The sequence below is a fragment of the Flagellimonas eckloniae genome, from assembly GCF_001413955.1.
GTDB lineage: Bacteria > Bacteroidota > Bacteroidia > Flavobacteriales > Flavobacteriaceae > Flagellimonas > Flagellimonas eckloniae.
In genome coordinates, this window is the sequence record NZ_LCTZ01000002.1 from 3493258 (window position 1) to 3506320 (window position 13063).

Here is a 13063-nt window from a genome sequence, read left to right on the forward strand (position 1 = left end):
ATATTTATGAAGAAGAATTTCGCCTTTGCGCTTTTAGTAATTCTTGTTGCAGTAGCTTCCTGCAGTTTTACAAATAAATCATTTGAGAATGATGACAAGGATAAGTTGCTGTTGGACTTGATTACCTACGTATTGGAACGGGGACATTATGAGCCCAAAGACTTGAACGATAATTTTTCATCAAATGTCTTTGATGATTTTGTCGATATTCTAGATCCTACAAAAAGGTATTTTTTAGCCAGCGATATCAAAGAATTTGAAAAATATAGGTTTCAAATTGATGATGAAATACGAAATACAGACATCACTTTTTTCAATGTAGTGTACCAGCGTTTAATGAAACGTATGGATGAAGCAAAGGGAATTTATGCAGACGTACTTTCCAATCCGTTTGATTACACAATGGAGGAAGATATCAATATTGATTATCGTGATCAGGAATTCGCCTCCAACAAAAAGCAACTTAAAGAACGTTGGAGAAAACAACTGAAATATAATACTCTTGGTGTTTTTGACAACAAGGTGGACAACAAGATAGCAGAGATGAAGGGTGGTATGGCAGGCGAAGGAGGAGACATCGCCTATGCAAGTACCGTTGTAAACTTAAAAGAGGCCAATTCGGTTTTAAAGGATGTTACCATTACTGAAATTGAAATTGCTTCCAGAGAGAATACCAAGAACACTTTGGATGAATTCTTTGATTTTATAGAAGACTTGGAGCGCAAGGATTGGTTTGTTCAATATATCAATACTATTGTTGACGAATTTGACCCACATACCTTTTATTTTGCTCCTGATGACAAGGAGAAATTTGATATTGGAATGTCCGGTAAGTTTGAAGGAATAGGTGCTAGACTGCAAAAGAAACCAGAAGGAGCCAGGATTATGGAAATTATTTCCGGAGGCCCGGTATGGAGGGAACAAAGCTTGGAAGTTGGTGATGAAATTTTGAAAGTAGGGCAAGATGGCGAAGAACCTATTGACATCGTTGGAATGCGTTTGGATGATGCCATTAAATTGATAAAAGGACAAAAAGGAACCGTTGTTGACCTTACCGTTAGACGAGTAGATGGTACTATTGAAGAAGTCTCCATAACCAGGGATGTAGTCATGTTGGAAGAATCCTATGCAAAGTCCGCTACCGTAAAAGGTGACGATCATAAATATGGTCTCATCAATTTACCTAAATTTTATGTAGATTTTGAAGATTATACCGAAAGAAACGCGGCTTCAGATGTTGCCAAAGAAGTTGAGCGACTAAAGGAAGAAGGCGTTGAAGGGATTGTTTTGGATTTAAGGGACAATGGAGGCGGTTCGTTAAAAACTGTTGTGGAAATGGCAGGTCTTTTCATTAAAGATGGCCCAATTGTGCAGGTACGCTCTTCAGGACAGCGAAAAGAAGTGCATGAAGATAAGGATGAGCGCATTCAGTGGGATGGCCCATTGGTTATTTTGGTGAACGAATTATCTGCTTCGGCTTCCGAAATTTTGGCAGCTGCCATGCAGGATTATAAAAGAGCTGTTGTTATTGGAAGCAAGCAAACCTTTGGAAAAGGGACTGTTCAGAATGTAATTCCTTTGGATAATATAGTACGAAGCAATGAACACGGGGATTTGGGTGCAATTAAACTTACCACCCAAAAATTCTATAGGATCAATGGAGGCTCTACACAGTTGGAAGGAGTTAAAAGTGATATTGTGGTACCAGACCGATACAGTTACATAGATCTTGGAGAACGAGATCAAGAAAATCCATTGGGTTGGGATAAAATCACACCTGCCGATTATGAGATATGGGATGGTTATATCGATTTTGAAACTACCATTGCCAATAGTAAAAAACGAATGGAAGGCAACCAACAGATAAAGTTGATTGAGGACAATGCCAAATGGTTAAAAGAGCAGCAAGATGAAACTATTGTTTCCTTAAGCTATGATTCCTATAAAAGCAGGGAGCAACAGGCTAAAAAACGCGCGGAACAATTTAAGAGCTTAAGGGAATATGATTCCAAACTTACGTTCGGATCTTTAAAATACGAAACAGAATTGTTTACCAAAGACTCAGTGCTACGGGAAAAAAGAAATCGCTGGCACAAAAATTTGGCAAAAGACATTTATGTTGAAGAAGCAGTAAATGTGCTAAAAGACTTGAAATTGAACAATATTAAAGGAGCCGAAAGAAAATTGGCCAGTGTAAAAGGATAAACTTTTGCAAAAAAATATGTTTAAAACCGACTTCAACCAAGTCGGTTTTTTTATTGCTGTGATTGGTTAGAAGGACAATTCAGCTAAACCTAAAACTAGTTTTTATACTTTATTTTTTGGGTTCCTCCAGAAATTGCCATTCCTTGGTTGTCGTATGCTGTTATTGCCATCTCTATTTCGCATTGGTCCAATAAGAAGTTGGATTCTACCCATTTGGTTTTAGAAACACAATCAATTAAAAGAGAATCTATCTCATTGTCCCTAATTGCCAATATCCATAAAAAGCGTTCAGATTTTTGTAGGTCCAACATTGTTTTATATTCAGTTGAATCGGTTTTAACTGACTCTAATTCAATAATTGTGTCCCGATAGATGGAAGTGTACTTTGTAATTTCATTTTTGTAATTAGTTGTTTTCCTGAGGTCTTTAAGAATACAGCGTACCTCAAAAGGTTTGCTAATTGTATCCTCTACAACAGTTTTTTGTGTTTTGCAACATACTAGTGTAATTGTAATTAGAATGAGTCGAATTTTCATAAAGATGCCATTGAAATGAGGTATAACGCCCTACTAAATGTAGTTTTTACAATTATCTTTTCTTTCTTTTAAAACCAGGATTTTGTGAACCTCTTTTTTTATTGCGATTGGCAAAAAACTCTTGTTTTTTCCGCTGTTTTTCCTTTTCCATTGCCTTTTTTTCTGTAGTATTCATGGGTTTGTCGGTCTGCGGAAATGGATTTTCACTTACAACTTCAATCTTTTGCTTAATAAGTCTTTCAATATCCCTTATGTAAACGTTCTCCTCCGGTTCGCATATTGAAATGGAAGTGCCCTCTTCACCGGCACGCCCACAACGCCCAATTCTATGCACATAGGTTTCAGGCTCATTGGGGATGTCATAATTAATGACATAGCGAAGTCTGTCTATGTCTATACCGCGTGCAGCAATATCCGTAGCCACCAATACTCTAATGTTTTCGGCTTTAAACCCTTTTAGTGCCTTTTGTCGTTGATTTTGAGACTTGTCACCATGAATGGCAGCACAATCAATTTTTTTCTTTTGAAGATTTCGTACAATACGGTTAGCTCCATGCTTGGTTCTTGAAAAAAGTAGCGCCTGCCCAATTTCAGGATTCTTTAGAATGTGTAAAAGGAGTTTGCTTTTGTCCTGCTTATTTGTGGTATATAGAAACTGCTGAATGGTTTCTGCCGTGGAAGAAACAGGGTTGACAGCTACCTTTTTTGGATTGATTAAAATTTGCTGGGACAGACCCAAAATATTTTTTGGCATTGTTGCGGAGAAAAACAAGGACTGTCTTTTTTTAGGCAATTTGGAAAGAATCTTCTTTATATCATGAATAAAACCCATATCCAACATACGATCTGCCTCATCCAATACAAAATAGTCAACATCCCGCAAGGAAATATACCCTTGGTTCATCAAATCCAACAAACGTCCGGGAGTGGCAATTAAAACATCAACACCTTTCTTCAATATATTTACTTGGGGTCTTTGATTTACACCTCCGAAAATTACCGTATTTGTGATAGTAGTGTATTTCCCATAAGCGGCAAAGTTTTCCCCAATTTGGATGGCAAGCTCTCGCGTTGGAGTTATCACCAGTGCCGAAATCCTTCGCTTACCACTTTGTTTTTGTTTGTCATTCGCCAAATGTTGAATAATGGGAATGGCAAAGGCCGCAGTTTTTCCTGTTCCAGTCTGTGCGCTGCCCAAAACATCTTCCCTATTTAAAATCAATGGAATTGATTTAGCCTGAATAGAAGTTGGCTCCGTATAGTTTTTATCCTTCAAGGCTTTGAGGATGGAGGGAATCAATTTTAAATCTTCGAATGTCATTTTGTTCAATGGATTATAAAAAGTTTGAGAAGCTTCTTTGAAAGCTGCAAACTTAAGGCTAAGCATACAAAGGAGCATTAACTATGTTAGCTGTTCCCAATAATTTTCATTCGAACTTTTCAATAACTACAATGGTCTGTTTTAAATGCTCAGGATTTTTAATCCGGATATTTATGGTTTTGTAAACCCACTCATCACCATTTCTATCTGCAGAAATGTCCATTTTGCTCTTTATTTTTTTCTGAACCAGTAACCCTAACGGTAATGTCCAGTGTGTTGTAATCGTTTGAATAGTTGTGCGCGCCCTCTAGGATTGCCAATTTGTCCAGAGGTTGCAATTCTCCCAGGAGTTGTATTACTTTTTTGTCCTTTTTTGCAATTTCCAGTGCATTTTCGCAAACCGATGATTCCGAATAGACTTTGGCCATTCCCATAATATTCCCGCCCAGTTTGGTAGAAAACAGTAGACCTAATACCAAGAATAAAACGATTATTGATGGAAGAAACCATTTCCAATTTCGCTTAAACCAACTTTTATGTTCAATTAGGGTATTCACAATGGTTATTTTATATCATCTAATCTCCTCAAGAAATGTTGTAACCACTTGCCAAGTTTCACTAACGTCATTTCCAACGCGCTCACTTACAAGCATGGAAGAACCATGTACTCCATATTTTGCGGCATAAGTTTGATGTCCATTAACCTTGGCCAATTCAAATTGAGCTTGCACATTTTCATTTCTCATTTCATTTGGTGGCCTTAACAGCAACAATGGAACTTTTAAAGTTTCAAAGTAAGGGTCTGGCAAGCAATTTTTCATAGAACCTCCGGAAGCTGGGGAAAAAGCCAATACACCATTTATTTTATCTTGATTTTGACTGGCTAGCTGAATAGCCAAAGAAGCACTGTAACTGCTTCCCCAAACAATTTTATTTCCAGTGAACCCTGAACTGATAATGAAATTTAATGCACTTTCAAGATTGTTGTATGCATCACAATATGTATATGGATTGCCAAAACTATGGTCAGAAATAGTGGTGAGGGTTCTATTGTAATTACCATAGATTTGTCCACCCATTCTTTGGTCAATTGCTAAGATATTGAACCCTTTACCCACAAGTCTTGGAATAATGGACCCATATTCTGCCCTTGCATTAGACCCACCTTGATGGAAGAGTAAAATTACGGGACTGGTTTTATCTATTTCATATAAGTCGCCATATATCTTAATACCATCTGAGGTAACAAAACTGATTTCTTCTGCTGAATCACTTGTAGTAGTATCCTCAATTTTGCTTTTTTTTTGGCAAGCACTAAATAGGAATAGTATACAAATTGATAGTGCGATAATTTTTTTCATGGTTCATAGAATGATGCACTCTTAAATTATGACAATAAGTAGGTATGAATCGTTAAAAGCAGGTTAAAGTTGGGGAAGGATTAATTTCACAAGAAGGCAGGACTAAGCAATTACTTATAGTCATTGTTGTGCATAGTTTTATATATGACAGAATCTAAGGATATTCCTTTGTCATAGTTAATAGATTTGGTCAAATTTCCTTTTTTGTCAAAAAACTCGGCTTTTCCATGAGCTTCCGAATTTAAAATACTAAATGTTGATTTTGGAACTCCAGATTCGTAGTACACAAAAAGCTTACCCTTAAAATGCATTTTGATTGTGTCCGCTTTACAAATAAATAATTGTTTAAGAGCCCCACTAGGGTAGAATTTCTTAGTTGAATCAACTTCTATTCCATTCCAAAATGTTCCAGAATATTCGATTGAACCATCTTCGTAATATGTTCGAATGTTGCCATTTTCTTTACCATTTCTATAAGTTTTACTTTCTTTAACCCGTTCGTTTTTATAATAATGCATGGCTTTTCCATTCTTTTTTCCTTCCTTATAATAGATGGAAACTTTAAGTTCGCCGGTATCATAATAGTCTTTACGTTCTCCATCAGGCAAATTTTTGATAAAGTGAATTGTATAATCTATAGTCTCCCCATCTTCTTGATAATAAATCCACTTGCCTTCCTGTTTGTTATTCTTTATAATCCCCTCAGATTTTAAATTTTCTTTATTGGAATAGTAACCTTTGTAATATCCATCTAAATATTTCTTTGAAACTAGTGAGTCGTTCAAATGCTTTTCAATTACTTTGAGATTATCATCCGTATCATAAAATCTAGAAACCCTATTTGGAAAGCTATCTAAAACATTTAATTCGGCATATCGGTTTCCATTATCAAAGAAATATGTGGTTTTTGATTTAGGGAAATGTATTTCTGAATGAGCAATCACTTTTATCCATTCTCCTGATTTTCCATCTTCTTGATAAAAGGCATACTTTGAATTCCTAAATTTTTTATTTGAAATATCATCTTTGCAGGAAAAAAAAATAATTATAATTAAGAAGAGTAAAGTTTTTTTCAAGAATTGGTCATTTAATAAGTCAAATTACGTACAACAAGTGTATATAGTTACTATCCAATATAAGAATATATAAACAATGATTATATATTTCATAGGATTTCCCTAAACTTGAAAAAGAAAGTATCACCTAATGAAAAACAGAACCGTCTATACCTTACTTTTTATTGTTTGTGTGATAGGTTTTTGGGTGTTCGAGAATTTTTACACCCCAGATATGTATTCAAATCCTGATGGCACAGCAGATTCAGTATTACAGGATTCAAGCTTACTGCCAAGTTCAACCACCGGAGCCATTGTTCAGCATGAACATTTTATGCTTTCATACAATGAGCTATACGAACAAGCGGAGTGGGTAGCCTATGAGTTAAAGAAGAGTCACTTGACCCAAGATGATAGAAAACGCCCCTATTTTATTGAAGACCCCAAGGTAAAGACCAAATCTGCAGATTGGAGAAATTATAGAGGCTCTGGGTATGATAGGGGACATTTGTGCCCTGCTGGTGATCGCCGGTTTTCGGAGTATGCCTACAACGAAACATTTTATACCAGCAATATTAGCCCCCAAGACCGTGATTTTAACGCAGGGGTTTGGAACCGATTGGAACAGCAAGTGCGCCAATGGTGCAAAAGATATGGGGATTTGGTTGTGATCACCGGAGGGGTTTTGCAAGATGGATTAGAAGAAATAGGGGAGGAAGATGTGGATGTTCCCAACGCATTTTACAAAATTGTGTTTCGAAAAAATGGAACTACCGTTGATTTACTTTGTTTTTTGATACCCGGTAAGGAGAGTCAAGCGAAGTTGGAGAGTTTTTTGATTTCTGTTGATGAATTGGAGGCACTGACCAGCATCAATTTTTTTGAAGGGCAATCCCAAGAATGGCAAGAAAAAGTAGAGCGGAAGGTAAATGCTTCGGGCTGGAAATTTTAGATACCATCTTTTAGACGGTTGGAATCCAACTTTAAAAAGATAAAAAGCAGCATGGTAAAGAAGATCAATCCAGAGCCTCCATAACTAAAAAATGGAAGTGGTACCCCAATGGTTGGTAACAGTCCTATCACCATACCAATATTTACAAAATAATGGATAAGCAGGATGGAGATTACCCCATAACCATACATTCGGCTAAAATCGTTCTTCTGTCTTTCAGCAATAAAAATCAACCGTAAAAACAAAAAAGAAAAGAGGAGAATTACAGTAAATGTTCCCATAAAGCCCCATTCTTCACCAACAGAACTAAAAATATAATCGGTGTGTTGTTCTGGTACAAAATCTCCCTTGGTACGGGTGCCCTCTAAAAACCCTTTGCCAAAAAAACCACCTGACTCAATGGCTTTTTCAGATTGATAGGTATTGTAACCAATGGTTTTTCTAATTCCCTCCAGCTTTTTCTCATCTTTTTCCAAACTCAACCATAGGGCAAAACGATCGCGATGCCTTTGTTCAAAAACATTCTCATAGACAAAGCCAACGGATAGGGAAAAAAGAATGGATAAAGTAATTGTAATACCTAAAGGCAGTAATGGAACTTTTGTGGATTTTCGTTTAAAGGTAAAGATGAGAACAGTCAAGACACCCAGTCCTATTGCAATCCAGACTGTGCCAAACATCAAGGTCGTTGCGAACAGAACGACAATAAACAACAAAATTCCAAGATAATATATAGGAAAACCTTCCCTAAAGAGTACAAAGAAAAGTGAAAAGTAGATCAATGAACTACCCGGGTCTGGTTGGGGAAGTATAAGAAGGGCTGGCAGCAGAATGATGATCAAGGCATATAGTTGGTGCTTTCTATTTTTAATGTCCGTTTGGATATCACTTAAATATTTTGCCAATGCCAATGCAGTTGTAACCTTTGCCAATTCTGATGGTTGCAGGTTAAAGAAGCCCAAATCGTACCAAGATGTTGCTCCGGCAATGGTCTTTCCAAAGAGAAAAAGTCCAAGTAATAATACTAAGGAAGCAATGTAAAACACCGATGCAAATCGTTCAAAAAAACTTGTCTCGATAAAGAGGACCAAAATGATTCCTGCAAAGGCCAGACCAATGAAAAATAATTGTTTTCCGTAGAGGGTGGAAAAGTCAAAAATTGAGGCGTTTTGATCACTCAAGGTTGTAGAATAGATGTTGATCCATCCAATAAAAACCAAAAAAGCGTAAAGAAATACGGTAAGCCAGTCTATTCTTCCAAAAAGTCCTTTACCAGACATATTCATTTATCTTGAAAGGTTCTCCGCTATAGGGTTTGGCGTATTCATGCTCCAATGTTTTTTCCAACATACGCTTTTCCAAATCCTTTCTTGTGATTTCTCCTTTTATGTATTTCTCAATCAACAACGAAGCAATATGCCCAGCATAGCGTGAGCCATAATAACCATTTTCTATATAAACAGCCAAGGCAATCTTAGGATTTTCAACTGGGGCAAAAGCCACAAAAACGGAGTGGTCCGTAAGCTGCATGCGTTCTCCATTGACCCTGACAAAATTTTCAACAGTTCCGGTTTTCCCCGCAATATTAATTTCTGGAATTTGAACCCATCTTCCGGTGCCGTATTTGTACACATTTGCCATTCCTTCAATTACAGGCTCAAAATGCTCTCTGTCAATGGTAGTATATCGTGGCTCTGTGTATTTGGGGTCTATTGCTCCGGTATTCCCACCAATACGTTTTATAATATGGGGTGTATAAAAATAGCCTCTGTTGGCAATGGCTGCCGTCATATTGGCAAGCTGTAAAGGTGTGGCGGCAACTTCTCCCTGTCCGATCGAGTTTGAAATAATAAAGGAAGATGCCCATCTGTTATCACCGTAAGCTCGGTCATAGTATTCCTTTCCGGGTATCCTGCCCGGTCTTCCTGTGGGCAGATCAGTTCCTAAATACTGACCTAAACCAAAACTTTTCATGTGTTTTTCCCAAACATCCATGCCTTCATCGGTAGTGGCATATTTCCCATAGATTTTCCTAAAAGTTCCGGCAAAATAGGCGTTGCATGATTGATAGATACCTGAGTTCATATTGCGGACACCTCCTCCACAATGGCAACCTCTTTTTACATTTCCAACATAAAATCCATTGTAGCACCTGAACTTTGTATCTGTATCTATTACACCTTCCTGCAGTGCTACGAGTGCATTGAGAGTTTTAAAAGGGGAGCCAGGCGAGGGTTCCGCTAAAATGGAACGATCCCATGTAGGTTTGGAAATAGTGTCATAATGCAGCTTACTGTAGTTTTTTGAGCGATCTCTACCCACTAAAAGGGATGGGTCGTATGTAGGTCCTGAAATCATGGCCAAAATCTCACCAGATTTAGGATCAATCGCTACAATACCACCTCTTTTTCCATGCATTAATTTTTCACCATATTCCTGTAGCTTTTTGTCAATGGTTATATGTATTTCTTTTCCCTGCTCAGGAAGTGTGTCAAGTTTTCCATTTTTATAGGGTCCAATATCCCTATTAAAACGGTCTTTTTGAATATGTAATACCCCTTTACGTCCCCGTAGCACTTCTTCATATTGTTTTTCAATGCCAGTACGGCCTTTTAATTCTCCCGCCACATAATATGGATTGTTTTGAAGGTCTCTTTCGTTTACTTCACTAATATACCCCAGCACGTTGGCAGCACTATTTGTGGTATAGTAGCGCAGCGACCTTTTTTGTATATAAAATCCCGTATAATGCCGCATTTTTTCTTGAAGGCGGGCATAATCCTCTTTGGATAGTTGTGGCACTAAAACCGAAGGTAGCCTTGGGGAGTACCTTCTTGCTCTTGCCATTTTGTTGATAAAAGATGTTTTATCTATACTTAACAGTTGACAAAACTCTAAAGTATCCAAAGGTTTTACGTCTCTGGGGATAACCATAACATCATATGCAGGCTGATTACCTACCATAAGCTCTCCATGCCTATCGTATACATAGCCCCTTTCTGGATAATCATAGATTTTTTTAATGGCCGGATCGTCCAAGATTTGATCAGGTGAAAAACGAAAAAGCTGTAAATAAGAAAGTCTTCCTATGAAGGTAAATCCAATGATAACAATTATAGATGATAACAACAGTTTTTTCATGGCGAATCAAAATTTGTCAGTCCAGCATATTTACTTCAACGAAATAGTAACTTTTTTATTCGCTATGCGGACTAAAAAGTGAACTAAAGAGTGCACATAAAATCAAAGTTACGATACCTGTGGCTAAAACCCTTTTAAAAATTAAAAGCACATGGGATAGACTTATAATTTCCAGAGAAAAGAAAACAATCTGATGGATTAAAATTAAAAGGCCCAAAAAAGTCAAGCGTTGTACTTTGGTGGTATTCTTAAAGCTGAAATTTTGAAATTCATAGTTCACCCCAAAGCAAAACCGCATAAGTACGGGTCTAATGTAAGCAACAGTTAGTGTGGCTGTGGCATGCAGTGCCATTGTGTCCGAAAAAATATCAATAATGAATCCTAGGAAAAAAGAGGTGACCATAAACAGAGCCCTATTTCCTTTGATAGGATACCAGTATAAAAATATGACGTAAACCAGTGGATTTATAAAGCCAAGAAAGTTTAGGGTGTTAAATATCAGAACCTGTATTAGGATGAGCAATATGAATCGTAAACCGTTTAAAATTAGAGTGCTATTCATCCGTTGTCCTTGTCTCTAGAGCTTCAATTTCTTCCTTGTTCTTGTTTTGTATTATGTAAATATTTTTAACATTGGCCATGTCATTGAACAATTCAACATCGATATTGTAAAAACTTCTTGATGCGTTAAGGTCGTATTTCTTAATAACCCCTATTGGAATATCCTCCGGAAAAATACTTGACATTGCTCCGGTAACGATGGTGTCTCCTACAACCAAGGGCACGAGCCTTGGTATATCTATGAGCTGCACAACATTATAATCTTCAACATTCCAAGTAAGTGAGCCAAAATAGTTGGTGTTCTTTATTTTCGCATTAATGTTTGACTTTGTGTTCAAGACACTTTGTACGGTCGCAAAATTTGAAGAGGTGTTTTCCACAATTCCCAGAATACCTTTGGTTGTGATTACACCCATGTCTTGTGTTATACCTTGATTCTCTCCCTTATCAATGGTAAGATAATTTCGTGGGGAAGCAAAGCTATTCTTGATAATATTACCGCTTGTTATTTGATATTTTACCAAGGTAGTATCAAATTGCTGGATAGTATTTGTGTTGGTATTGAAAAGTAGTTTGCGCAATTCCTCATTTTCCCGTACCAACCTTTTGTTTTCATCTTTGAGCTCAAAATAAGATGAAATATTTGCGGCCGATCCATAAACGTTTCCTGTTAGCCATTTAGAGGAATTAAAAAACTTGGATTGATGGTATGAATGTGATCTTACGGTAAGTGTCAAGCAAACGACCATAAGAAACCCATAGAGAAATGCATTTCTATAATTTAAAATAAAATTGATGATGCGCTGCATGCAATCGTATCATTAGGAAAGTTTTAAAACTTTCGAACGGTTCCAATAATTAGGTCACCGAATTATTTTATCAATATACTTTTATAGCGCTCCAAATTTTTAAGAGCAATACCAGTACCTCGCACAACAGCTCTTAAAGGATCTTCGGCAATGTATACGGGCAAATCTGTTTTTTGGGAAAGCCTTCTATCCAATCCTCTTAGCATGGAACCTCCTCCAGCAAGATAAATCCCTGTGTTGTAAATATCCGCTGCAAGCTCTGGTGGGGTTTGGGAAAGGGTTTCCATTACAGCATCTTCCACCCTTAGAATACTTTTATCAAGTGCTTTTGCTATTTCTCTGTAGGAAACTTGAACTTGTTTTGGTTTTCCAGTCAAAAGATCCCTTCCTTGAATTGACTTATCATCCGGAGGGGATTTTAAATCTTCGGTAGCTGAACCTATTTCAATTTTTATCGCTTCTGCCGTGCTCTCTCCAACATATAAATTGTGCTGGGTACGCATGTAATAAATAATATCGTTGGTAAATACATCACCCGCAATTTTGACCGATTTATCACATACAATTCCCCCTAAAGCAATTACCGCAATCTCAGTTGTTCCACCACCTATGTCAACAATCATATTTCCTTTGGGCTGCATAATATCCAAACCGATACCAATTGCAGCAGCCATGGGCTCATGAATCAAATAAACTTCTTTGCCATTTACTCGTTCTGCAGACTCACGTACCGCACGCATTTCCACCTCAGTAATCCCGGAAGGAATACAAATTACCATTCTTAATGCTGGTGGAAACCATTTTTTCTTTAATGCAGGAATGTTCTTGATGAACATATTAATCATCTTTTCCGAAGCATCAAAATCTGCAATTACACCATCCTTCAAAGGTCGAATGGTCTTAATGTTTTCATGGGTTTTTCCCTGCATCATGTTGGCTTCCCTGCCCACAGCAATTATTTTTCCAGAAATACGGTCCCTTGCAACAATTGACGGGCTGTCAACTACTACTTTATCTAAATGAATGATCAGGGTGTTTGCAGTACCAAGGTCAATTGCAATTTCCTCGGTCATGAAATCAAAAAATCCCATAAAAAGTGTTGGTTTTTCGGATTAACGGTAA

Annotated in this window: 12 protein-coding genes; 2 read left to right on the plus strand and 10 right to left on the minus strand. The window is 37.2% G+C overall.

The window, feature by feature from the left end:
- Positions 1-6: 6 nt before the first annotated feature.
- Positions 7-2205 carry a carboxy terminal-processing peptidase gene (locus AAY42_RS15080; protein WP_055396702.1) on the plus strand — a complete coding sequence of 733 codons (2199 nt, stop codon included), beginning with the start codon at positions 7-9 and terminating at the stop codon, positions 2203-2205.
- Between the two features lie 95 nt (positions 2206-2300).
- On the opposite strand, the gene AAY42_RS15085 is transcribed toward AAY42_RS15080, so the two are convergent.
- From AAY42_RS15085 to AAY42_RS15105, 5 genes are all read right to left on the minus strand, one after another.
- Complete coding sequence (locus AAY42_RS15085; protein ID WP_055396704.1) at positions 2301-2741, minus strand: hypothetical protein; 441 nt, start codon at positions 2739-2741, stop codon at positions 2301-2303.
- A gap of 52 nt (positions 2742-2793) precedes the next feature.
- Entirely contained in the window at positions 2794-4062 is a 1269-nt protein-coding gene (locus AAY42_RS15090) for a DEAD/DEAH box helicase (protein WP_055397968.1), read from the minus strand.
- Between the two features lie 203 nt (positions 4063-4265).
- Entirely contained in the window at positions 4266-4619 is a 354-nt protein-coding gene (locus tag AAY42_RS15095; protein WP_055396707.1) for a cytochrome c oxidase assembly factor Coa1 family protein, read from the minus strand.
- Positions 4620-4634: 15 nt separating this feature from the next.
- Positions 4635-5423 (minus strand): alpha/beta hydrolase family protein, encoded by a 789-nt coding sequence (locus tag AAY42_RS15100; RefSeq protein WP_055396709.1) that lies wholly within the window; start codon positions 5421-5423, stop codon positions 4635-4637.
- A 110-nt stretch (positions 5424-5533) separates the two neighbouring features.
- Positions 5534-6499 (minus strand): toxin-antitoxin system YwqK family antitoxin, encoded by a 966-nt coding sequence (locus AAY42_RS15105; RefSeq protein ID WP_055396711.1) that lies wholly within the window; start codon positions 6497-6499, stop codon positions 5534-5536.
- A gap of 130 nt (positions 6500-6629) precedes the next feature.
- Here AAY42_RS15105 and AAY42_RS15110 point away from each other — a divergent pair, with 130 nt between their 5' ends.
- Complete coding sequence (locus tag AAY42_RS15110) at positions 6630-7430, plus strand: DNA/RNA non-specific endonuclease (protein ID WP_055396713.1); 801 nt, start codon at positions 6630-6632, stop codon at positions 7428-7430.
- Here the strand turns inward: AAY42_RS15110 and rodA are convergent.
- From rodA to AAY42_RS15135, 5 genes are all read right to left on the minus strand, one after another.
- A complete protein-coding gene (gene rodA, locus AAY42_RS15115) occupies positions 7427-8710 on the minus strand; it encodes a rod shape-determining protein RodA (protein ID WP_055396715.1) in 1284 nt (427 codons plus the stop codon). The genes AAY42_RS15110 and rodA overlap by 4 nt on opposite strands.
- Positions 8700-10571 carry a peptidoglycan D,D-transpeptidase FtsI family protein gene (locus AAY42_RS15120; RefSeq protein ID WP_055396717.1) on the minus strand — a complete coding sequence of 624 codons (1872 nt, stop codon included), beginning with the start codon at positions 10569-10571 and terminating at the stop codon, positions 8700-8702. The genes rodA and AAY42_RS15120 overlap by 11 nt, the downstream gene beginning before the upstream one ends.
- A gap of 55 nt (positions 10572-10626) precedes the next feature.
- Positions 10627-10974 (minus strand): hypothetical protein, encoded by a 348-nt coding sequence (locus AAY42_RS15125; RefSeq protein WP_313777906.1) that lies wholly within the window; start codon positions 10972-10974, stop codon positions 10627-10629.
- Positions 10975-11125: 151 nt separating this feature from the next.
- Positions 11126-11941 (minus strand): rod shape-determining protein MreC, encoded by an 816-nt coding sequence (gene mreC, locus AAY42_RS15130; protein WP_055396721.1) that lies wholly within the window; start codon positions 11939-11941, stop codon positions 11126-11128.
- Between the two features lie 62 nt (positions 11942-12003).
- The gene (locus AAY42_RS15135; RefSeq protein ID WP_055396723.1) at positions 12004-13032 is read right to left on the minus strand and encodes a rod shape-determining protein; all 1029 of its coding nucleotides are present in this window, start codon (positions 13030-13032) and stop codon (positions 12004-12006) included.
- Between the last annotated feature and the right edge of the window lie 31 nt (positions 13033-13063).